The sequence below is a fragment of the Sphingomonas abaci genome, assembly GCF_014199625.1.
Lineage (GTDB): Bacteria > Pseudomonadota > Alphaproteobacteria > Sphingomonadales > Sphingomonadaceae > Sphingomonas > Sphingomonas abaci.
Map to the genome: position 1 here is coordinate 354891 of NZ_JACHNY010000001.1, position 20363 is coordinate 375253.

Below are 20363 nucleotides of genomic sequence, written 5' to 3' on the forward strand. Positions count from 1 at the left end.
TTAAGCATCAGCTCAAATGGTTAAGGATCGGTTCGCGAATGGCGAGCAGCCCCGCGATCGCGATCGCGACGCCATAGGGGACTTCGATTCCGCCTCGGTCGCGGTCCCCCTTGATGCGATGTTCGACCAGCATCGCCAGCGTCACCGCGCCGCCCGCCAGCGACATGACGACCAGCATCGACAGGAACCGATCAAGCGGCAGCCACAGCGCCAAGGCGGCAATCAGCTTGACGTCGCCGCCGCCCATCATCCCGAAGCGGAACGCTTGGGCGAAGAGCAGGAACGCGGCTGCCGCCAGGGCGAGCTGGATCGCCATTCCCGGCCAGGGGGCGATACCGTTCGCCCACCACCAAAGCGGTGCGAGCAACGCGATGGCGATACAGATGCGGTTGGCGATCTCGCGCGTCCGCGCATCCTGGATGCCCGCCGCGAGCAGCAGCGCGCCCAGCAGGATCACCAGGCCGATACGCCCATCCATTCCAGTCATTACCGTCCCGCTCATGGTTGACGGGCTGTAGACGGAAGGGTTTAGGATTCCGTAACTGCACGGGTGACCAGCCCACCCGACTCACCGCCGCCGATCGCCCCCACCGACGCCCACACGCATGTCCACGCCGCCGCCGATCCCGGCCGCCTCGCGATCTGGACCGCGCCCGATGGCTGGCCGCACCGACGCTACGACCGGCCGGGCACGGGACGCGGCCGCCTGCTGTTCCAGACCGGGCGTGCCGACATGATCGAGAAATATCGCCCGACCCTCGACCATTTCCACGGCCGCGGCTGGGATGTCACCGCCTTCGACTGGCGCGGACAGGGCGGCTCGGGGCGGCTCGCGGCGGGCGATGTCGGTCATGTCGAGGATTTCGGGCTGCTGGTCGACGATCTCGCCGCCTTCTGGCGCGACTGGCGACGGGGTGACGGGCCGCATGTGCTGGTCGCGCATTCGATGGGCGGCTTCCTGAGCTTGCGTGCGCTGGTCGAGGGGCGGATCGATCCCGCCGCGCTGGTGCTGGTCGCGCCGATGCTGGCCCTGCGCTCGCCGGTCGGCGCTTGGGCGGGCGGGATGCTGGCGCGCTGGCAGGTCGGGCGCGGCGATCCGGCGCGGGCGGCGTGGCGGCGGCTGGAGGGCGAGCGCGCCGCCCAAGCCCGCCAGAGGCGGCTGACCCACGACCTCAGTGGCTTCGAAGCGCAGCAGGCCTGGCGCGCGGCGCATCCCGATCTCTGCCTGGGCTCGCCGAGCTGGCAATGGGTGGCGCAGGCCTTCGCCCAGACGGCGGCGCTCCGCGCGGATCCCCGGCTGGACCGGCTGCGGACGCCGGTGCAGTTCGTGCTGGCCGATGCCGACCGGCTGGTCGATTCGCGCGCGGCGATCCGAGTCGCGAATCGGATGCCCGCCGCCGAGCTGATCCGCTTCGGCCGCGAATCAGCGCATGAAATTCTGCGCGAAGTGCCGCCGGTGCGCGACAAGGCCCTTGCAGCGATCAACGCCTTCCTCGATTCGCACGCTCCATGACCTACGATATCGCGATCGTCGGGGCCGGCATCGCCGGGGCCAGCCTGGCCGCCGCGCTCGGGGACCGGGCACGCGTGCTGCTGCTGGAGGCGGAGGACATGCCCGGCCGCCACGCGACCGGCCGCTCCGCCGCCTTCTGGTCGGAAACCTATGGCGGGCCGCTAATCCAGCCGCTCACCAGCGCTTCGCGGAACGGGCTCTCGCCCTGGCTGCAACCGCTCGGCTCGCTCCATATCGGCCGAACCGAGGATGCGCCCGCGATCGAGCGGTTCCTGGCCGATTTCGCGGGCAGCGCGGTGACGCTGGAGCGCGTCGATCCCGCCGCGCATCTGGCGGGCCTGCGTCCCGACTGGACGCTGGGCGTGCTGGAGCCGAGCTGCGCCTATATCGATGTCGCGGGCATCCATGCCGACGCGCTGGCGCGGGCGCGGCGGTCGGGCGCGACGATCGTCACCGACGCCGGCCTGCGATCGGCGACGCGGCAGGGTGGCCGCTGGACGATCGAGACCGAGGCCGGCCGGTTCGACGCGGCGGTGCTGGTCAATGCCGCCGGCGCCTGGGCGGACGTCGTGGCGGTGCGCAGCGGCGTGCGGCCGATCGGCATCGCCGCCTTTCGCCGCACCATGGTGCAGTTGCGCACCGATCCGCCCGCGGCGGTCGGCATTCCGATGATCGCCGACATCGCCGGCCGTTTCTATTTCAAGCCCGAGCCGGGCGGGCGGGTCTGGCTGTCGCCGCATGACGAGGTGCCCAGCGCCCCCTGCGACGCCGTTCCCGAGGAGATTGACGTGGCGGTAGCGATCGACCGGTTCGAAGCCGCGGTCGGCTGGCGCGTGGCGGCGGTGGAGCGACGCTGGGCGGGCCTGCGCAGCTTCGCGCCCGATCGCCTGCCCGTCTATGGCATGGCGGAAGCGGGTTTCTTCTGGTGCGCGGGCCAGGGCGGCTTCGGCATCCAGACCGCCCCCGCCGCCGCCGCGATGGCCGCGGCGCTGCTGCTGGACGAGGTGCCGGCGCTACCGGGGGTCGATCCGGGGCGCTATGCGCCGGGGCGGTTCGGCTGAGCGGCAGGAGTTGGCGAAGGAAGCGCGCTTTCCTCTACACCTGTTCCCCGGCAAAGGCCGGGGAACAGCGGAAGAGGGAATAGCCTAGCCCCGCCGCCCCGCGACCAGCGCGGCGTTGCTCGCCAGCGTGTCGGCGCGTTCGTTGTCGGGGTGGCCGGCATGGCCCTTGACCCATTTCCATTCGATCTGATGCGGCTCGGCGGCCTTGAGCAGCGCCTGCCACAATTCGGCGTTCTTCACCGGTTTCTTGTCGGCGGTCTTCCAGCCGTTGCGCAGCCAGCCCTTGATCCACTTGGTCAGGCCGTCCATCACATAGCGGCTGTCGGTCGACAGCGTGACCTTGCAGGGCCGGGTCAGCGCATTCAGCGCCTCGATCGCCGCCATCAACTCCATGCGGTTGTTGGTCGTCAGCGGCTCGCCGCCCGACAATTCCTTTTCATGGACGCCCGAACGGATGATCGCCCCCCAGCCGCCAGGTCCAGGATTGCCCTTGCAGGCGCCGTCCGTGGCGATTTCGACCGACGTCATGCGAAGGCCTCCGGATGGGCTTCATACCAGTCGAGCCGGCGCAGATAGGCGAGCGGGTCCTTGCGCGTGACCAGCGCGTCGGCCGGGGTGTTGAGCCAGTCCCAGGCGCGGGTCAGCAGGAAGCGGATGCACGCGCCCTGCGCCAGCACCGGCAGCGCGGCGCGCTCCGCATCGGTCAATGGATGCGCGGCGTGATAGCCTTCGACGATCGCGCGGCCCACGGCGGGCGGCAGCGGCGCGCCCTTTCCGTCGAACGCCCAACTGCTGTGCGTCACCGCCAGGTCATAGGCCCGGATGTCGGTGCAGGCGAAGTAGAAGTCGATCAGCCCGGTCACCTCCTCGCCCAGCATCAGGACATTGTCGGGAAACAGGTCCGCATGGATCGCGCCGGTCGCCAGTCCTCGCGGCCATGCCGCCTCGACCTGCGCCAGCGCGCGGTCGACCCGGTCGTACAGTCCGCTGGCGATCGTATCGAGCGAACGGCCGCATTGGTCGAGCAGCGGCCGCCACGCGGCCATGCCCAGGGCATTGAGCCGCGTGCCAGTGAAGTCGGCGAGGTCGCGGTGCATCCGCCCCAGCGCCCGCGCCGCCGCCAGCGCCTGCCCCTCGGTCGGACGGCTGAGCGACACGCCCGACAGGAACTCGATCAGGCAGGCAGGCCGCCCCTCCAGCGTCTGGATCGCCCCGCCCGCCCGGTCGGGCAGCGCGCGCGGCACCGGATGGCCGCGATCGGCGAGATGGTCGAGCATCGCCAGGAAGAAGGGCAGGTCGCCGGCCGACACGCGCTTCTCGTAGAGGGTCAGGATGAAGCGCCCGTCGGTGGTGTCGACCAGATAATTGCTGTTCTCCACCCCTTCCGCGATCCCCTTGGCGGAGACGAGCGCGCCGTGATCGTAGCGCTGGAGGAACGCACCGAGCGCCTCGGCGGAGACATGGGTATAGACGGCCATGAACGAAGCTCAGGCGTCGGGGTCGAGGCCGCGGGGCAGCTTGAACGCGATCGTCTCGCGGTTGGTCTCCACCTCCCGCTCGGTCACGTCGAAGCGGAGCGACAGCCGGTCGACCAGCTCGCGCACCAGCAGCTCGGGCGCGGAGGCGCCGGCGGTGATGCCCAGCGTGCCGACGCCGTGCAGGAAGGTCCAGTCCAGTTCGTTGGCGCGCTGGATCAGCAGCGCCGGCGTCCCCTCGCGCTCCGCCACCTCGACCAGCCGGACCGAGTTGGACGAATTGGGCGCGCCGATCACCAGCATCGCGTCGCACGACGCGGCGATCGCCTTCACCGCCGCCTGGCGGTTGGAGGTGGCGTAGCAGATATCCTCGCCGCGCGGCGCGGCGATCAGCGGGAAGCGCCGTTGCAGCGTCGCCACCACCGCCGCCGTGTCGTCGACCGACAAGGTCGTCTGGGTCAGGAAGGCGAGATTGGCCGGGTCGGCCGGCATGAACGCCTCGGCATCCGCGACCGTCTCGATCAGGCTCATCGTGCCCGGCGGGGTCTGGCCGAAGGTGCCGATCACCTCGGGATGGCCGGCATGGCCGATGAAGATGATGTGGCGGCCGTCCTTCACCAGCCGCTCGGCCTGGCGATGCACCTTGGAGACGAGCGGGCAGGTTGCGTCCAGATAGTCCAGTCCCCGGTCCTGCGCCGCCGCCGGCACCGACTTGGGCACGCCATGCGCGGAGAAGACGACCGGCGCGTCGTCCGGCACCTCGTCCAGTTCCTCGACGAACACCGCGCCCATCGCGCGCAGCCGGTCGACCACGAACTTGTTGTGGACGATCTCGTGCCGGACATAGACCGGCGCGCCATGCTTCTCGATCGCCAGTTCGACGATGCGGATCGCGCGGTCGACGCCGGCGCAGAAGCCCCGCGGCGCGGCGATCAGCAATTCCAGCGCGGGCTTCTCGCTTGGCGACACCGGGGGCGGTGCGGGAGCGGCGACGGGTTCCGAAAGGGGGGCCTGCATGGCTCGCGCTCTACGCGATTGCTTGCGCGGGTCCAAGCCGCTTCCTATTGGGCGGAATTGCCGGCCGCCATGTGCGCGGCCCCGACCCTTAGAGGTGCCGCGTTGTCCGTGAAGATCCTGCTCCCCACCCTCGCCGCGGCGACCTTGCTCGCCGGCTGTAAGACCACGGGCGAAATCGACGCCACCGGCGGCATCACCGCCGTCCGCACCGCCTGTCCGGTGGTCGGCGTGCCGGCCGCGACCGGCGACGTCACGCTGTTCGATCCGCCGACCAGCCAGGACGAGAATGCGATCGATACGGTCGCGGTGATGACCAACGTCCGCGGCAGCTGCAACGACCAGGGCAATGACGTCGTCACCACCGTGACCTTCGACGTGCAGGCGCGACGCATCCGCACCGACTCGGCGCGGACCGTCACCCTGCCCTATTTCATCGCCATCGTGCGCGGCGGCAACATGGTCGTGGCGAAGCGGATCGGCAGCGTCACCGTGCAGTTCGCCGCCGGGCAGGCGCGCGCGCAGGTCAGCGGTTCCGCCACCACCAGCATCGCCCGCAGCGCCGCCACCCTGCCGCAGGAGGTGCGCGACCAGTTGACCCGCCGCCGCAAGGCCGGCGACGAGGATGCCGCGACCGACCCGCTGTCCAAGCCCGAGGTGCGCAAGGCGGTGCTGTCCGCCAGCTTCGAGGCGCTGGTCGGCTTCCAGCTCACCGATGCGCAGCTCCGCTACAACGCCTCGCGCTGAGGCGCTTCCTGGCGGGGCACGCACGGCGGGGCCTATAGTTCCGTGATGGCCGGCGCATCCCCCGTTGACAGGGGCGACGCGGCTGGCCAGAGCGAATGCAACGTCGATGCCTCGCGCGGGAGAGCGCCCCTTTCAGGGCCGCCGAAGGAGCAACCGCCCCGGAATCTCTCAGGCACAAAGGACCGCGCGGGGCCGCACGACACTCTGGAAAGCGTTGCCCTTTCAGGGCGACCACCGAAGGGGTAAGCCGACAACGGACGCGTCGACGCGCCGGCGGCGAAAGCTCTCAGGTCCCGTGACAGAGGGGGTTCGAATTTCGTGCGGCGCCTGGCGCCGCCGTATCGCCCTTTTTGGAGAACGGCCGAATGTCCGATGCGGAAACGCTGCTGAACGTCGAAGACGCCCCCGAGGACCAGGAGGAGCCGCAGCTGCTGCCGCTCGACGCCTGGCACCGCGCCCATGGTGGCCGGATGGTGCCCTTCGCCGGCTATATCATGCCCGTCCAATATGAAGGCATCATGGCCGAGCATCTATGGGTGCGCGAGTCCGCCGGCCTGTTCGACGTCAGCCATATGGGCCAGCTCGTCCTGACCGGCGAGAATGTCGACCGCGCGCTGGAGGCGGTGCTGCCCGGCGACATCCAGGGCCTGGGCGTGGGTCGGATGCGCTATTCGCTGCTGCTCAACGACGAGGGCGGCGTGCTCGACGATCTGATGATCACGCGCCGCGCCAGCACCGACGAGGATGGCACCTCCAGCACCGAACTCTACATGGTCGTCAACGGCGCGACCAAGTACGACGACATCGGCCATCTGCTCGAAGCGCTGCCCGACGACATCACCATCAACCTGCAGGACGAGCAGGCGCTGCTCGCGGTGCAGGGGCCCAAGGCGGTCGCCACCGTCGCGCGGCTGGTGCCCGGCGTCGATTCGCTGGTGTTCATGACCGCCGGGGCCTTCGCATGGAACGGCACGCCGCTCTGGGTCAGCCGCTCCGGCTATACCGGCGAGGACGGTCTGGAGATCTCGGTCCCGGCAGAGGTGGTCGCCGCCTTCGCCGACGCGCTGCTGGAGCAGCCGGAGATCCGGCCGATCGGTCTCGGCGCGCGCGACTCGCTGCGGCTGGAGGCGGGACTGCCGCTCTACGGCCACGACCTCGACCCCGAAACGACGCCGGTCATGGCCGATCTCGGCTTCGCGCTCGCCAAGAAGCGCCGCGAGGCGGCCGATTTCGCCGGCGCCGCGCGCATCCTGGCCGAGCGTGAGCGCGGTCCGGCGGTGAAGCGCGTCGGCCTGCTCGTCACCGGCCGCCAGCCGGTGCGCGAGGGCGCATCGGTGGTCGATGCCGATGGCGCGGTGATCGGCCGCGTCACCAGCGGCGGCTTCGCCCCCACGCTCGGCGGCGCGATCGCCATGGCCTATGTGCCGACCGACCTCGCCGCGCCCGGCACCGGCGTCCGCCTGGTCCAGCGCGGCAAGGTCCATGAGGCGGTGGTCGCCGCCATGCCCTTCGTCCCCCATCGCTATGTTCGTCAGGGAGCACAATAATGCGTTACTTCACCGAGGATCATGAGTGGATCGACGTCGACGGCGCGATCGGCACCGTCGGCATCACCGACTATGCGCAAGGCCAGCTCGGCGACATCGTCTTTGTCGACGTGCCCGCTGAGGGCCGTCAGCTCGCCAAGGGCGACGAGGCGGCGGTGGTCGAGTCGGTCAAGGCCGCCTCCGACGTCTACACCCCCGTCTCGGGCACCGTGCTGGAGGGCAACGCCGCGCTCGCCGACCAGCCCGACCTGGTCAATTCGGACGCGGATGGCGAGGGCTGGTTCTTCCGCATCACCCTGTCCGACGAAAGCGAGCTGGAAGAGCTGATGGACGAAGGCGCCTACGAGGCGTTCGTCGCCAAGCTCTGATCCTGTTTCGGGTCCGGGCGGATCGCGTCGCCCGGATCCCTCCCACCCCCTTCCCCCTCCCGGTCCGGGAGGGGGGGAGTTGCACCGCATGCGCTACCTGCCGCTTACCCCTACCGACCGCGAGTCGATGCTCGCCGTCATCGGCGCGAGTTCCATCGACGACCTGTTCGTCGACGTGCCCGAAGAGGCGCGCCTGTCCGGCCCGATCGCCGACCTGCCCGGCCATGCCTCCGAACTGGCGGTGGAGCGGCACATGACCGCGCTCGCGCGCCGCAATACGGTGGCGGGCGAAGTCCCCTTCTTCCTGGGCGCGGGCGCCTATCGCCACCATGTCCCCGCCAGCGTCGACCACCTGATCCAGCGCGGCGAGTTCCTGACCGCCTATACGCCGTATCAGCCCGAGATCGCGCAGGGCACGCTGCAGATGCTGTTCGAGTTCCAGACCCAGGTCGCGCGCCTGCTGGGGACCGACGTCGCCAACGCGTCCATGTATGACGGCTCGACCGCCTGCTGGGAGGCGATCGGCATGGCGCGCCGCATCACCCGGCGGGGCAAGGCGATCCTGTCGGGCGGGCTGCACCCGCATTATGTCTCGGTCGCCAGGACGATGGCCAAGTATACCGGCGACCAGCTCGACACCGCGTCGCCGGTGCTGTCGGCGCAGGGCGACCTCGACGCGCTGATCGCGAAGATCGACGACGACACCTCCTGCGTGGTCGTCCAGTATCCGGACATTCTCGGCCGCATCGCGGACCTGACGCCGCTCGCCGATGCCTGCCACGCGAAGAAGGCGCTGCTGATCGCCGTCGTCACCGAGCCGGTGGCGTTGGGCGCGATCCGCTCGCCCGGCGAGATGGACGCCGACATCGTCGTCGGTGAGGGCCAGTCGCTGGGCGTCGGCCTGCAGTTCGGTGGTCCCTATGTCGGGCTGTTCGGCTGCAAGGACAAATATGTCCGCCAGATGCCGGGCCGCCTGTGCGGCGAGACGGTCGATGCGGATGGCCGGCGCGGCTTCGTGCTGACGCTGTCGACGCGCGAGCAGCATATCCGCCGCGAAAAGGCGACGTCGAACATCTGCACCAATTCGGGGCTGTGCGCGCTCGCCTTCTCGATCCACATGACGCTGCTCGGCGAAGCGGGCCTGCGCCGGCTGGCGGCGATCAACCATGCGGGCGCGGTCGCCGCGGCCGAGCGGCTGGCGCAGGTGCCGGGCGTCGAGCTGGTCACCGACCGTTTCTTCAACGAATTCACGCTGAACCTGTCCCAAGAGGCGCGCCCGGTCGTCCGCACGCTGGCCGATCGCGGCATCCTGGCCGGCGTCTCGCTCGGCCGCCTCTATCCGGGCGAGGGCGACCTCGCGAACGGCCTGGTCGTCGCCGTCACCGAAACCACCACGGCGGAGGATGTCGAAACCCTGGCCGCCGCGCTCCAGGAGGTACTGGCATGAGCATCAACCAGAGCGGCTGGCGCCCGACCGCGCCGCAGGCCGGCGGCGCCGGCGCCCCGACCTTCACCGGCAACAAGGCGCTGATGCTGGAGGAAGCGCTGATCTTCGAGATCGGCGATACCGAGACGACCGGTGTCGACTTCACCGGTGTCGCGGCCGCGCCCGCAGGGGACCGGCTGGGCGGCCTCGCCCGCTCCGCGCCGATCGGCCTGCCGGGTCTCGCCGAGCCGGAGGCGGTGCGCCATTATACGCGCCTCAGCCGCCAGAACTACGCGATCGACCTGGGCCTCTTCCCGCTCGGCTCGTGCACGATGAAGCATAATCCACGCCTCAACGAGAAGATGGCGCGGCTGCCCGGCTTCAGCGACGTCCACCCGCTCGCGCCGGTCGACACGGTCCAGGGCGCGCTCGCGGTGATCCACCAGCTCGCGCACTGGCTGGTGACGCTGACCGGCATGACCTCGGTGGCGATGAGCCCCAAGGCGGGCGCGCATGGCGAGCTGTGCGGCATCCTGGCGATCAAGGCGGCGCTGGAGAAGCGCGGCGAGGGCCATCGCAAGGTGATCCTGGTCCCCGAATCGGCGCATGGCACCAACCCCGCCACCGCCGCCTTCGCCGGCTTCTCGGTGGAGGACATTCCCGCCACCGCCGATGGTCGGGTCGACACCGCCGCGCTCATCGCCCGGCTGGGGCCGGACGTGGCGGGGGTGATGATCACCAACCCCAACACCTGCGGCCTGTTCGAGCGCGACCTGAAGACCATTTCCGACGCGGTCCATGCGGCCGGCGGATACGTCTATTGCGATGGCGCGAACTTCAACGCGATCGTCGGCCGGGTGCGGCCGGGCGATCTCGGCGTCGACGCGATGCACATCAACCTGCACAAGACCTTCTCCACCCCGCATGGCGGCGGCGGGCCGGGGTCCGGGCCGGTGGTCTTCTCCGAGGCGCTGACCCCCTTCGCGCCCCTGCCCTTCGTCGAGCAGACCGACGCCGGCTTCCGCCTGGTCGAGGAGGAGAATGCCGAGGATCATCATGCCGACAGCTTCGGCCGTATGGTCGCCTTCCACGGCCAGATGGGCATGTTCACGCGCGCGCTGACCTATATCCTCAGCCATGGCGCGGACGGCCTGCGCCAGGTCGCCGAGGATGCGGTGCTCAACGCGAATTACGTGCTGCGCTCGCTGGAGGACACGCTCGACGCCCCCTTCGCCCGGAGTGGCCCGTGCATGCACGAGGCGATCTTCTCCGATGCCGGCCTCGCCGAGGGTTTCTCGACGATCGACATCGCCAAGGCGTTGATCGACGAGGGCTTCCACCCGATGACCATGTATTTCCCGCTGGTCGTCCACGGCGCGATGCTGGTCGAGCCGACCGAGACCGAATCGAAGGCGGCGCTGGACCAGTTCATCGGCGCGCTGCGCTCGGTGGCGGAGCGGGCCAAGGCGGGCGACCAGGCGCTGAAGACCGCGCCGCACTTCGCTCCCCGCGCCCGGCTCGACGAGACGCGCGCCGCGCGCAAGCCGATCCTGGTGTGGAAGGAGCCGACGCCGGTGGCGGCGGCGGCGGAGTGAGCGCTCTCTAACACCTCCCCCGCCGGGGGAGGTGGCAACCCGCCCCTCCGCCAGGGGCAACTGAAGTCCTAAGCCGCCGGCCGCAACGCCAGCCTGGCCAGCCGGCGGTCCAGCAAATCCAGCGCTTCCTGCGCAAAGCTGGCAAGCTGCAACTGGCCCTGCCCCGACAACGGCGGATGCGGCTGGTGATCGAAGACGCAGACGGTGCCGATCGCCGCGCCCTCCGCCGTCCGCACCGGCGCGGCCGCGTAGAAGCGGATGCCGCATTCGCCGGCCACCATCGGATGGTCTACGAACCGCGCATCCGCCGCCGCATCCGGCAGCACCGTCACCGTGTCCGACAGGATACTGTGGGTGCAGAGGGAGAAGGCACGCGGGATCTCCGCCTCCGCCACCCCGACCCGCGCCTTGTGCCACTGCCGATGCGCGTCGAGGAAGGACAGCATCGCACAGGGCATGTCGAACGTCGCCGCGACCCGCGCGATCAATTCGTCGAAAGCCGGCTCGGCCGTGCTGTCCAGGATCGCATAGCCGCGCAGCGCCGCAAGGCGGCGTCGTTCGCTCGTCATTCCGTTGCCTCTCATCAACGGCTCAGCGCCCGGCTCTTGCCGGTGCGCACCGTCTTGTGACGTCCATATGGGGCGGCCCGTCGCGGGCCGCCGATCACTCCGCCGCGATCGCGGCCCGTTCCGACGCTGCTTCGATCTCGGCCGCCTTGGCTTCGACCAATGCGACGATGTGATCGATCATGCCCTCGTCCTGGACATGATGGTCGGTGACGCCGGACAGATAGACCATGTGCCGGCCATTGCCGCCGCCGGTGATGCCGATGTCCGTCTCCCGCGCCTCGCCGGGGCCGTTGACGACGCAGCCCAGCACCGACAGCGACATGGGCGTGCGGATATGCTGCAGCCGTTCCTCCAGCACGCTGACGGTGCGGATCACGTCGAAGCCCTGGCGCGCGCAGCTCGGGCAGGACACGACGCGGACGCCGCGGTTGCGGATTCCCAGCGCCTTCAGGATTTCGAAGCCGACGCGCACTTCCTCTTCCGGCTCAGCGGAAAGCGAGACGCGGATCGTGTCGCCAATGCCGTACCAAAGCAGGGAGCCGATGCCGATCGCCGACTTGACGGTGCCGCCGACGAAGCCGCCCGCCTCGGTGATCCCCAGGTGCAGCGGGCAGTCGACCTGTTCGGCCAGTTGCTGATAGGCGGCCACCGCCAGGAACAGGTCGGAGGCCTTCACCGCGACCTTATATTCGTGGAAGTCGTGGTCCTGAAGCAGCTTGATATGGTCGAGCGCCGACTCGACCAGCGCGTCGGGGCACGGCTCGCCATATTTCTCGAGCAGGTGCTTCTCCAGGCTGCCGCCGTTCACGCCGATGCGGATCGCGCAGCCATTGGCCTTGGCGGCGCGCACCACCTCCGCCACCCGCTCCGACGAGCCGATATTGCCGGGATTGATGCGAAGGCAGGCCGCGCCCGCATCCGCCGCCTCCAGCGCGCGTTTGTAGTGGAAATGGATGTCCGCGACGATCGGCACGCGCGCGGCGCGGGTGATCTGGCGCAGCGCGGCGGTGCTTTCCACATCGGGGCAGGAGACGCGGATGATGTCCGCTCCCGCCTCTTCGCAGCGACGGATCTGGTCGATCGTGGCGACCGGATCGCTGGTCGGCGTGTTGGTCATGGTCTGCACGGTGACGGGCGCATCGCCGCCGACGGGAACGGCGCCGACCATGATCTGGCGGCTGTGGCGGCGGTGGATATCCCGCCAGGGACGAATGGACATGGCCCCCATATACAGCGTGCGGGTTGCGGTTCAAAGACAAGCCTGTAGGGCGCAGGCGTGACTGTAGCGAAATTCCCGCGACATTATGGCATGGACTGGCTGCGGGTCGGCGCCTTCGCGCTGCTGATCCTCTACCATATCGCGATGGTGTTCGCGGACTGGAACTATCATGTGAAGTCCGCCCATGCCGAAAGCTGGATCACGGTGCCGATGCTGCTGGTCAATGCCTGGCGGCTGAGCCTGTTGTTCGTGGTCTCCGGCTATGCCAGCCGCGCGCTGCTCGCGCGCAGCCGATCGCCCGGCGATTTCGCCTGGGGGCGGAGCAAGCGGCTGGCGTTGCCGCTGGCCTTCGGCATCGCGGTGATCGTGCCGCCCCAGCCCTGGGCGGAACTGGTCAGCAAGGCGGGCTACCAGGCCGGCTACTGGACCTTCTGGACGCGCGACTATTTTCGCTTCTCCACGATCGGCGGGCTCGATCTGCCGAGCTGGAACCATCTGTGGTTCGTCGCCTATCTGTGGCTCTACACGCTGATGCTGGCGCTGGTCGTCGCGTGCCTGCGGCTCGGCCGGCTGCAAGACGGGTTCGACCGGCTGTTCGGCCGTTGGCTGGGCGGGATCGGCGTCGTCCTCCTGCCCTTCGCCTGGTACGCCTTCATCCACGCCCGCTGGTTCGCGATGGCGGCGGAGACGCATGCGCTGTTCGGCGACGGCATCGCGCACATCAGCTACCTGCCCGCGTTCCTGTTCGGCTTCGGCCTGGCCGGATCGCCCGCCGCCATGGCGGCGATCCGCCGCTGGTGGCCGCTCGGAGCCGTGATGGCGCTGGCCGGCTATGGCTTCGTCGCCGGGGTCGAGCTGCGCTGGATCGGGCCGTTCGGACCGGCGCTCTACGTTCGCTACGGCATCGCCCATGCCGCCGAGCAATGGGGCGCGATCGTCGCGCTGATCGGCCTCGCCACCCGCTTCCTCAACCGCGATCATCCGGCGCGGGCGACGCTGACCGAGGCGGTGTTCCCCTTCTACCTCGTCCACCAGACGATCATCGTGCTGGTCGCGCTCTGGCTGATGCCGGCCGGCCTGCCCTTCGCCGCCGAGTTCGCGATCCTGGTCGCCGCCACGGTCGCGGGTTGCGCCGCCTTCTATTATGGCGGCCGCCGCATCCGCTGGCTGCGCCCGCTGATCGGGCTTCGCCTCCACCCCCGGCCGGTGCGACCGGCCCTGCTCTAGGATCGATCCGTCATGACCACCCCTCCCCGCTGGAGCCTGATGATCCATGGCGGCGCCGGGCAATTGGCGCGCGACGTGATCGGCGACGCCTATGATGCCGCCGCCCGCGCCGCGCTGGCGCGTGCGCTGGATGCGGGCGGTGCGATCCTGGCGACGGGCGGGTCGGCGCTCGACGCGGTGGCGGCGGCTGTCGAAGTGCTGGAGGACGATCCCAGCTTCAACGCCGGCCGCGGCGCCGTCTTCACCTATGACGGCACGATCGAGCTGGATGCGGCGATCATGGACGGGCGCGACCGGCGCGCGGGCGCGGTGGCGGCGGTCAGCGCGACCCGTCACCCGGTCGCGCTCGCCCGCGCGGTGATGGAGCACAGCCCGCACGTCTTCCTGGCCGGGCGCGGCGCGGACATCTTCTCGACCGAACAGGGTCTGGAGCAGGCGGATGGCGACTGGTTCGCCACGCCCGCGCGCCGCGCGCAACTGGAGGCGATGAAAGCAAAGGCCGACGGCGAAAGCTGGTTCGATGTCGACATGAAATACGGCACGGTCGGCGCGGTCGCCTGCGACACGGACGGGCATGTCGCCGCCGCCACCTCGACCGGCGGCGTCACCGGCAAGCGCTGGGGCCGGATCGGCGATTCGCCGGTGATTGGGGCCGGCACCTATGCCGACGACCGGGCCTGCGCCGTCTCCGCCACAGGATCGGGCGAATTCTTCATCCGCGAAAGCGTCGGACACGAGATCGGCGCGCGCATCCGCCTGCTCGGCGAAGATGCGGCCACCGCCACGCGCACCGTGCTCGCCGGCGTCAGGGAGATGGGCGGCACCGGCGGCGTGATCGTCGCCACCCCCGATGGACAGGCGCTATGGCATTTCAATACAAGCGGAATGTTCCGCGGCCGCGCCGACTCCACCGGCGCCAGACAGGTCGCGATCTACGGAGACGAAGCGTGATCAAGCGTATCGCGGCCCTGGCGACGGCCGCCCTGCTCGCCAGCCCGGCCAGCGCCTATTGGGAATATGGCCATCAGACGGTGGCGGCGATCGCCTGGGACAATGTGACGCCCAAGACCCGAGCCGCGATCACCCGCATCCTGGCGGCGCAAGCCCGGCTCGACACGCCCGAATGCCCGGCGCGGACCATCGAGGAGGCGAGCGTCTGGCCCGATTGCGTCAAGCCGCTGAAGGATGCGAACGGCCAGTCGCGCTTCGGTTATGCCTATAGCTGGCACTATCAGAATGTCAGCATCTGCGCCGATTTCGACCTGCAGCCGGCCTGCAAGGACGGCGCTTGCGTCTCGACCCAGATCGACCGCCAGCGTCGCCTCCTCGCGGATCGCAAGGCGAGCGCGCATGACCGGGTGATGGCGCTTGCCTTCCTGGTGCATTTCGTCGGCGACCTGCACCAGCCGCTCCATGCCGGCGACAAGGGCGACAAAGGCGGCAACGACGCCAAGACCAGCTATGGCGCCTATGACCCGGCGCGCCTCAACCTCCATTCGGTCTGGGACGGGCTGCTGGCGGAGCGCGCCATCTCCAGCCCGCCGCGCATCGTCAAACGCTATCCGCCCGCGGTGCGCGCCCGCCTGGCGCGCGGCAGCACCACCGACTGGAGCCGCGAGAGCTGGAGCGTCGCCAAACAGGCCTATACGGTCGCGATGCACGGCGATCCCTGCCGCCCGACGCCAGCGCGGATGACGATGAGCGAGGCCGATATCGAGCGCCTGATCCCGGTCGCGCGCGAGGAAGTGGTGAAGGGCGGCCTGCGCCTCGCCCGGCTGCTCGATCAGTCGCTCGGCTGATCCTCGTTGCCGACGACCGTCAGGCCCGGCGCGCCGATCGGGAGCGCGCCGGCGGCCAGGCGGTCGAGCAGCGCCGCCGCGTCGCGCCGGCCGGCGTCCCAGCGCTGGCGGATGGTCTCGGGCGAGAAGTCCATCGCCTTGCCCGCGACCTCCCGCTCCTGGTCGCGATAGGCCAGCCGCGCGAGTGTGACCGACCGCCCCGCATAGGCCGGGTCATGCGCATAGACGTGCCGCCAATGATCGATCGCCCGCCGCGTCTGCACCGCGAACATCAGGTCCTGCGCCCGCCCCGCCGCCTCGCCCAGTCCGTGCGGGCGGCCGCCTCGGACCGGCATCAGGTCGACCGCCAGGCAGAAGCGCGGTCCGTCGCCCGGCGACCGCAGCACCGCGTCGAGCGGCACGTTCGCCGACACGCCGCCATCAACCAGCAGCCGCCCGTCGACATCGACCGGCGGAAAGGTCGGCATCAGCGCGGCGCTGGCGCGGATATGCGCGATGGCGACGCGGCCTTCGGTACTGTCGAAGAAGCGATCCTCGCCGGTCGTCAGGTCGACGGCGCAGGCCGTGTAGCGCGGTGTGCCGCCGTTCAGCCGATCCGGGTCGACGAGCCGGGCAAGCGTGTCGCTCATCGCGGCCTGATCGAACAGCCCCGGCGCGGCGGCCAGCGGATCGGGTCGCCACCAGGAGCCGAGCGGCCCGACCGGCGCGAACAGCCCTGGGCGCCCGGCGATCATCGTCGCGGCGACGGCGGCAGTGCGGCGCAGCGTCTCGCCGCCGCTCGGCCAGTCGAGTCCGTCACTGATCGCGGAGGGTTGCCACAGGTCGCGCAAGCGGGCGACCCGGACGTCCTCGGCGTTGCCGGCGATCACCGCGCCGTTGACCGCCCCCACCGAGGTGCCGGCGATCCAGTCCGGCCGCTGCCGGGCCTCATCCAGCGCCTGGTACACGCCCGCCTGATAGGCCCCGAGCGCATTGCCGCCGCCCAGGACCAGCGCGAACGACCTTGTGGCAGGGTGCATGGGCGATCCTCGTACGGCCGGTGTCGATCGTTCGAACGGTCGCGGGCGCCGTGCGGGTCCAAGGGACGATGCCCATGCATCCTTCGACCCTATGCTCTGCAATAGCCTCTCTTACCATCCCGGCGAAGGCCGGGATTTAGTTAGGAAACGGCTGCAGGTCTTTCGGGTCGTTCCGTGACTGGACCCCGGCTTCCGCCGGGGTGGAGGGCTTCGGGGGTGGAAGGTCGACTTCTGCAAAGGCCCCGCCCCGCCGGGATGGTGCAGTGGGTCTGGCCCGGCCTGCCGATCATCCGGCATGAGAGCCGAGAAGGCGCAGGCCGCGTCCGACCGGCCTCCCCCTCCGATCACCCCAGCACGATCGTGACCGCGCGACGGTTCTGCGCATAGGCAGCTTCGTCGGAGCCCAGCGCGATCGGGCGTTCGCTGCCATAGCTGATCGTCGTCATCCGGCTGGGCGAAACACCCTTGGCGGCCAGATAGTTCTTGGCGGCATTGGCGCGGCGGTCGCCCAGCGCCAGATTATATTCGCGCGTGCCGCGCTCGTCGCAATGCCCCTCGATGGTGATCCGCACATTGGGATTGCGCTGGAGCCATTCGGCCTGGCTATCGAGGATCGCGCGCGCCTGCGGATCGATGTCATATTGGTCGAGCCCGAAATGGATCGTGTTCGACGTCACCGAACGCTGGAAGTCCGCGTCGCTGCCCGGCGCCACGCCACTGCCGATCGGACCACCGGGGCCCGTCTGGCCAGCGGTGCTCGGCGTCTCGGTCGGCGCGGGCGGCAGCACGGCGGGACGCTTCTTGGCGCAGCCGGCCAGCGCCAGCGTGGCGGTGCCGATCAGGATCGCGGTCTTCAGCTTGGTCATGGCATTACTCCCTACAAAGGCATGATGGCATTCAGGGACGCAGCGGCCCCCAGGCGGGATCGGAGCCGCCCAGCGGGGTCGGGATGCGACGCTCGTTCACGCCGGTCAGGTCGACCATCCACAGTTGCGCCGCGCCGCTCGCCCCGCGCCCGGAGCGATAGAAGGTGATGACGCGGCCATTGGGCGACCAGCTCGGCCCCTCGTCCGACCAGCTGTCGGTCAGCAATTTCTCACCGCCGCCCGATGGGCTCATCACGCCGATGCGGAAATTGCCGGCCAGCTTGGTGAAAGCGATCAGGTCGCCGCGCGGGCTCCATACCGGCGTCGCATAACGGCCGCCGCCGAAGCTGATGCGCTGCTGGTTCGAACCGTCGGCGTTCATCGTGTAGATCTGCTGCCCACCCGACCGGTCGCTTTCGAACACGATGCGCGATCCGTCGGGCGAATAGCTGCCGCCGGTGTCGATGCCGGGCGAATTGGTCAGCCGCTGCGGCGTGCCGCCCTGCGACGACACCCGGTAGATGTCGGTATTGCCGCCGACCGCCATCGAGAACAGAATCCAGCGGCCATCGGGCGAGAAGCGCGGCGCGAAGGTCAGGTTGGCGTTCTGCACCACCCGGCGCGGCCGCCCCGATCCCAGGTCGTAGACATAGATGGACGGCCGGTCGTTCTCGTAGCTCATATAGACGATCGACTGCTGGTTCGGCGCGAAGCGCGGCGTCAGCACGATCGACTGGCCGTTGGTCAGGAAGCGGTGGTTGGCGCCGTCCTGGTCCATGATCGCCAGCCGTTTGATGCGCTTGCCCTTCGGCCCCGTCTCCGAAACATAGACGACGCGGCTGTCGAAATAGGGCTTCTCGCCGGTCAGGCGCGAATAGACGGTGTCGGCGCACTTGTGCCCGGCGCGCCGCCAGTCGGCCGGCGGCACCACGAAGCCCTGGCGCACCAGCTCGCGCTGCGCCGACACGTCGTAGAGATAGCAACCGACCGTCAGCGTGCCGTCGCCATTGGCGCGGACATAGCCCTGGACCAGCGCCTGCGCCGCCGTGCCCCGCCAATAGTCGAAGGCGGGCGCGGTCACCTCCGGAAAGCCGACCGCGCGCAACTGGCCCGGCGACAGCGGCGTGAACAGGCCCGAATTGCGCAGGTCGTTGGCGACGATGTCCGACAATTGCCGGCCGAGCGTATCGGTCGCGCCGGCCGGCGTCTGGACCACGGCGGGGGTCGGCATGACCGGGATGGCGATCGGCGTCGGCTGCGACGTGCCGCCCTCGACATCGACGATCAAGCCGCCGGCCTGGTCGTCGGCGGGAAGCTGCGCCTGAGCCGGCGCGGCGGCTTGCGGGGTCGATTGCGGCGGCGGCGCGGCCGGCTCCTGCGCCATCGCGGCGGCGGTGCCGAGCAGCAGGGCGAGCGTCAGTGTCTTGCGGAACATGGTCATCCTCAACCCAGCAGATTGTAGCGGAGCGTGAAATTGCTCCAGCCATTGGGCACGTCATAAAGCTCGGGCGGCAGATCGCGCAAAGGCGAACAGCCGACGAAGGTCGCGATCGCCAGATCGTCGACCCGCTCGACGTAGCGGCGATTTTCGTCATCGACGCCGGTATGGCCGACGACGCGCGGCCGCGACGCCAGGCTGCCGTCGCGGTTCAGGCGCAGGTTGATCGCGACGCGGATCCGCTCCGCGCCGGGGCCGGGCGAGACCTGGCGGTTGGCGCAGGGCTGGACCTGGCGCTTGATCGCCGATCCGATATTCGCCGCGGCCTGCGCGCCCATCTTGGCGGCGGGCGCGGCGGCGGCCTTGGCGGGCGACGGCGTGTCGCTCAGGCCCTTCAGGAAATCGGCGCCGAGCCGCGAGCCGCGCGGCTTGGCCGCGGTGGCGGTGGCCGACTTGCCCTCGCCTTTGGTCGCAGCCGGCTTGGCGGCGGCGGGCTTGGCGTCCGGCTTCGCCTTGGCGGGCGCGGCGGCGGGCTTGGCGGGCGACGGCTTGGCAGCAGCCTTGGCGGGCGCGGGCGCGGGCTTGGCTGCCACCTTGGGCTGCGGCTTGGCCGGTTCGGCCGCCGGGGTCGGGCGCTTCGGCCGGGGCTGAGGTTTGGGCACCGGCTTCGGCGCAGGCGCGGGCTTGGGCGCAGGCGCCCGCACCGGTTCGGGCGCGGGCTTGGGTGGCGCGGGTTTCGGCGCAGGAGCCGGCTTCGGGGCCGGTTCCGGCGGTGCGGGCTCCGGTGCAGGCTCTGGCTCCGGCGCGGATTCCGCTTTGGGCGCGGCGGCCTCTTCCGGCGCACCTTGGTCGGGGGCGACGGAAGGCGCAGGCGGCTGGTTCGGCGTCGGCGAGGTCTGTTCCAGCGCGACGTCGGGGACCAGCGAGATGTCGATCGGCGGGTGACTGAGCTTCAGCGGATTCGGCGTGGCGAGAAACCCGACCGAGAGCAGGCCGAAGAGCACGCCATGCCCCGCGACCGCGACCCCGAGCGCGATCTTCTCGCGGCGGTCCATCAGCCTTCCACCGTCACCAGCGCGACGCGGTTCAGGCCGGCGCGATTGAGCTCGCCCATGACCCGCATCACCTTGCCGTAATCCAGCGCCTTGTCCGCGCGCAGATAGACCTGCGGCGGCTCGGCTCCCTTGGCGGCAGCGCGGATCGCATCGAGCCGCGCGGGCAGCGCCGCCTCAGTGATCTCGTCATCTCCGACATAGAGCCGGCCCTCGGCGTCCAGCGACACCGCGATCGGCTCCTGGTCCTGGTCCAGCGCCTTGGCGCGCGTGTCGGGCAGATTCACCGGCACGCCGGTGGTCAGCAGCGGCGCGGTGACCATGAAGATGATCAGGAGCACCAGCATCACGTCGACCAGCGGCGTGACGTTGATCTCCGCCATCGGCGCACGCCGGCCCTTGCGGCCGGAGGGCAGGTTCATCGCCAC

At 70.1% G+C, this 20363-nt stretch carries 21 protein-coding genes and 1 riboswitch; of the genes, 10 read left to right on the plus strand and 11 right to left on the minus strand.

Translation table 11 applies throughout. The annotated features are described in order from the left end of the window. Window positions 1–7 precede the first annotated feature (7 nt). A complete protein-coding gene (locus GGQ96_RS01555) occupies window positions 8–487 on the minus strand; it encodes an A24 family peptidase (RefSeq protein ID WP_184110872.1) in 480 nt (159 codons plus the stop codon). A gap of 63 nt (window positions 488–550) precedes the next feature. Between GGQ96_RS01555 and GGQ96_RS01560 the strand changes: the two genes are divergently transcribed. Together GGQ96_RS01560 and GGQ96_RS01565 are read left to right on the plus strand one after the other, a co-directional pair. Continuing rightward, window positions 551–1513 (plus strand): alpha/beta fold hydrolase, encoded by a 963-nt coding sequence (locus GGQ96_RS01560; RefSeq protein ID WP_343058890.1) that lies wholly within the window; start codon window positions 551–553, stop codon window positions 1511–1513. After that, window positions 1510–2574 carry an NAD(P)/FAD-dependent oxidoreductase gene (locus tag GGQ96_RS01565; protein ID WP_184110874.1) on the plus strand — a complete coding sequence of 355 codons (1065 nt, stop codon included), beginning with the start codon at window positions 1510–1512 and terminating at the stop codon, window positions 2572–2574. The genes GGQ96_RS01560 and GGQ96_RS01565 overlap by 4 nt, the downstream gene beginning before the upstream one ends. Window positions 2575–2658: 84 nt before the next feature. Here GGQ96_RS01565 and rnhA read toward each other — a convergent pair whose 3' ends face one another. Genes rnhA through ispH form a run of 3 tightly spaced genes read right to left on the minus strand, consistent with a single transcriptional unit; the run spans window position 2659 to window position 5066 of the window. Further along, complete coding sequence (gene rnhA, locus GGQ96_RS01570; RefSeq protein ID WP_184110876.1) at window positions 2659–3102, minus strand: ribonuclease HI; 444 nt, start codon at window positions 3100–3102, stop codon at window positions 2659–2661. Then, window positions 3099–4052 (minus strand): homoserine kinase, encoded by a 954-nt coding sequence (gene thrB / locus GGQ96_RS01575; protein ID WP_184110878.1) that lies wholly within the window; start codon window positions 4050–4052, stop codon window positions 3099–3101. Before thrB ends, rnhA begins: the two co-directional genes overlap by 4 nt. A 9-nt stretch (window positions 4053–4061) precedes the next feature. Beyond that, window positions 4062–5066 (minus strand): 4-hydroxy-3-methylbut-2-enyl diphosphate reductase, encoded by a 1005-nt coding sequence (gene ispH, locus GGQ96_RS01580; protein ID WP_184110880.1) that lies wholly within the window; start codon window positions 5064–5066, stop codon window positions 4062–4064. Between the two features lie 69 nt (window positions 5067–5135). Between ispH and GGQ96_RS01585 the strand changes: the two genes are divergently transcribed. The 5 genes from GGQ96_RS01585 to gcvPB all read left to right on the plus strand — a co-directional run bounded on the left by GGQ96_RS01585 (window position 5136) and on the right by gcvPB (window position 10746). After that, a complete protein-coding gene (locus GGQ96_RS01585) occupies window positions 5136–5810 on the plus strand; it encodes a hypothetical protein (RefSeq protein ID WP_184110882.1) in 675 nt (224 codons plus the stop codon). Between the two features lie 106 nt (window positions 5811–5916). Next, a riboswitch (glycine riboswitch) is annotated at window positions 5917–6005 on the plus strand. A 170-nt stretch (window positions 6006–6175) separates the two neighbouring features. Continuing rightward, complete coding sequence (gcvT, locus tag GGQ96_RS01590; RefSeq protein WP_184110884.1) at window positions 6176–7357, plus strand: glycine cleavage system aminomethyltransferase GcvT; 1182 nt, start codon at window positions 6176–6178, stop codon at window positions 7355–7357. Continuing rightward, entirely contained in the window at window positions 7354–7725 is a 372-nt protein-coding gene (gene gcvH / locus GGQ96_RS01595; protein ID WP_184112134.1) for a glycine cleavage system protein GcvH, read from the plus strand. The genes gcvT and gcvH overlap by 4 nt, the downstream gene beginning before the upstream one ends. 88 nt (window positions 7726–7813) lie before the next feature. Next, window positions 7814–9172: an aminomethyl-transferring glycine dehydrogenase subunit GcvPA gene (gene gcvPA, locus GGQ96_RS01600; RefSeq protein WP_184110886.1), complete on the plus strand. Its 1359-nt coding sequence runs from the start codon at window positions 7814–7816 to the stop codon at window positions 9170–9172. After that, complete coding sequence (gene gcvPB / locus GGQ96_RS01605; protein ID WP_184110888.1) at window positions 9169–10746, plus strand: aminomethyl-transferring glycine dehydrogenase subunit GcvPB; 1578 nt, start codon at window positions 9169–9171, stop codon at window positions 10744–10746. Before gcvPA ends, gcvPB begins: the two co-directional genes overlap by 4 nt. A gap of 68 nt (window positions 10747–10814) precedes the next feature. On the opposite strand, the gene GGQ96_RS01610 is transcribed toward gcvPB, so the two are convergent. After that, window positions 10815–11315: a GAF domain-containing protein gene (locus GGQ96_RS01610; RefSeq protein WP_184110890.1), complete on the minus strand. Its 501-nt coding sequence runs from the start codon at window positions 11313–11315 to the stop codon at window positions 10815–10817. Between the two features lie 94 nt (window positions 11316–11409). Beyond that, window positions 11410–12534, minus strand: coding sequence for a flavodoxin-dependent (E)-4-hydroxy-3-methylbut-2-enyl-diphosphate synthase (gene ispG / locus GGQ96_RS01615; protein WP_184110892.1), 1125 nt, complete (start codon window positions 12532–12534; stop codon window positions 11410–11412). 57 nt (window positions 12535–12591) lie between these two features. Between ispG and GGQ96_RS01620 the strand changes: the two genes are divergently transcribed. The 3 genes from GGQ96_RS01620 to GGQ96_RS01630 are packed head-to-tail and all read left to right on the plus strand — an operon-like array spanning window position 12592 to window position 15560. Beyond that, window positions 12592–13761 carry an acyltransferase family protein gene (locus GGQ96_RS01620; RefSeq protein ID WP_343058891.1) on the plus strand — a complete coding sequence of 390 codons (1170 nt, stop codon included), beginning with the start codon at window positions 12592–12594 and terminating at the stop codon, window positions 13759–13761. Window positions 13762–13773: 12 nt separating this feature from the next. Further along, a complete protein-coding gene (locus tag GGQ96_RS01625) occupies window positions 13774–14712 on the plus strand; it encodes an isoaspartyl peptidase/L-asparaginase family protein (RefSeq protein ID WP_184110894.1) in 939 nt (312 codons plus the stop codon). Further along, on the plus strand, window positions 14709–15560 hold the full coding sequence (locus GGQ96_RS01630; RefSeq protein ID WP_343058892.1) for a S1/P1 nuclease: 852 nt from the start codon (window positions 14709–14711) through the stop codon (window positions 15558–15560). Before GGQ96_RS01625 ends, GGQ96_RS01630 begins: the two co-directional genes overlap by 4 nt. Here GGQ96_RS01630 and GGQ96_RS01635 read toward each other — a convergent pair. The 5 genes from GGQ96_RS01635 to tolR all read right to left on the minus strand — a co-directional run bounded on the left by GGQ96_RS01635 (window position 15545) and on the right by tolR (window position 20363). After that, window positions 15545–16579, minus strand: a complete 1035-nt coding sequence (locus GGQ96_RS01635; RefSeq protein WP_184110898.1) for a patatin-like phospholipase family protein — start codon at window positions 16577–16579, stop codon at window positions 15545–15547. The two genes, GGQ96_RS01630 and GGQ96_RS01635, sit on opposite strands and share 16 nt — an antisense overlap. A gap of 344 nt (window positions 16580–16923) precedes the next feature. Next, a complete protein-coding gene (gene pal / locus GGQ96_RS01640; RefSeq protein WP_184110900.1) occupies window positions 16924–17445 on the minus strand; it encodes a peptidoglycan-associated lipoprotein Pal in 522 nt (173 codons plus the stop codon). 31 nt (window positions 17446–17476) lie between these two features. After that, window positions 17477–18886 carry a Tol-Pal system beta propeller repeat protein TolB gene (tolB, locus tag GGQ96_RS01645; RefSeq protein ID WP_425506680.1) on the minus strand — a complete coding sequence of 470 codons (1410 nt, stop codon included), beginning with the start codon at window positions 18884–18886 and terminating at the stop codon, window positions 17477–17479. A gap of 2 nt (window positions 18887–18888) precedes the next feature. Continuing rightward, window positions 18889–19938 (minus strand): cell envelope biogenesis protein TolA, encoded by a 1050-nt coding sequence (locus GGQ96_RS01650; RefSeq protein WP_184110904.1) that lies wholly within the window; start codon window positions 19936–19938, stop codon window positions 18889–18891. Beyond that, window positions 19938–20363, minus strand: a complete 426-nt coding sequence (gene tolR, locus GGQ96_RS01655; protein ID WP_184110906.1) for a protein TolR — start codon at window positions 20361–20363, stop codon at window positions 19938–19940. The genes GGQ96_RS01650 and tolR overlap by 1 nt, the downstream gene beginning before the upstream one ends.

What these genes read in the sequence shown, in the direction of transcription:
- GGQ96_RS01555 (WP_184110872.1), bottom strand. Translation starts at nt 487, where the DNA reads ATGACTGGAATGGATGGGCGTATCGGCCTGGTGATCCTGCTGGGCGCG.
- GGQ96_RS01565 (WP_184110874.1), top strand. Translation starts at nt 1,510, where the DNA reads ATGACCTACGATATCGCGATCGTCGGGGCCGGCATCGCCGGGGCCAGC.
- rnhA (WP_184110876.1), bottom strand. Translation starts at nt 3,102, where the DNA reads ATGACGTCGGTCGAAATCGCCACGGACGGCGCCTGCAAGGGCAATCCT.
- thrB (WP_184110878.1), bottom strand. Translation starts at nt 4,052, where the DNA reads ATGGCCGTCTATACCCATGTCTCCGCCGAGGCGCTCGGTGCGTTCCTC.
- ispH (WP_184110880.1), bottom strand. Translation starts at nt 5,066, where the DNA reads ATGCAGGCCCCCCTTTCGGAACCCGTCGCCGCTCCCGCACCGCCCCCG.
- GGQ96_RS01585 (WP_184110882.1), top strand. Translation starts at nt 5,136, where the DNA reads ATGTGCGCGGCCCCGACCCTTAGAGGTGCCGCGTTGTCCGTGAAGATC.
- gcvT (WP_184110884.1), top strand. Translation starts at nt 6,176, where the DNA reads ATGTCCGATGCGGAAACGCTGCTGAACGTCGAAGACGCCCCCGAGGAC.
- gcvPA (WP_184110886.1), top strand. Translation starts at nt 7,814, where the DNA reads ATGCGCTACCTGCCGCTTACCCCTACCGACCGCGAGTCGATGCTCGCC.
- gcvPB (WP_184110888.1), top strand. Translation starts at nt 9,169, where the DNA reads ATGAGCATCAACCAGAGCGGCTGGCGCCCGACCGCGCCGCAGGCCGGC.
- GGQ96_RS01610 (WP_184110890.1), bottom strand. Translation starts at nt 11,315, where the DNA reads ATGACGAGCGAACGACGCCGCCTTGCGGCGCTGCGCGGCTATGCGATC.
- ispG (WP_184110892.1), bottom strand. Translation starts at nt 12,534, where the DNA reads ATGTCCATTCGTCCCTGGCGGGATATCCACCGCCGCCACAGCCGCCAG.
- GGQ96_RS01625 (WP_184110894.1), top strand. Translation starts at nt 13,774, where the DNA reads ATGACCACCCCTCCCCGCTGGAGCCTGATGATCCATGGCGGCGCCGGG.
- GGQ96_RS01635 (WP_184110898.1), bottom strand. Translation starts at nt 16,579, where the DNA reads ATGCACCCTGCCACAAGGTCGTTCGCGCTGGTCCTGGGCGGCGGCAAT.
- pal (WP_184110900.1), bottom strand. Translation starts at nt 17,445, where the DNA reads ATGACCAAGCTGAAGACCGCGATCCTGATCGGCACCGCCACGCTGGCG.
- tolB (WP_425506680.1), bottom strand. Translation starts at nt 18,886, where the DNA reads ATGACCATGTTCCGCAAGACACTGACGCTCGCCCTGCTGCTCGGCACC.
- GGQ96_RS01650 (WP_184110904.1), bottom strand. Translation starts at nt 19,938, where the DNA reads ATGGACCGCCGCGAGAAGATCGCGCTCGGGGTCGCGGTCGCGGGGCAT.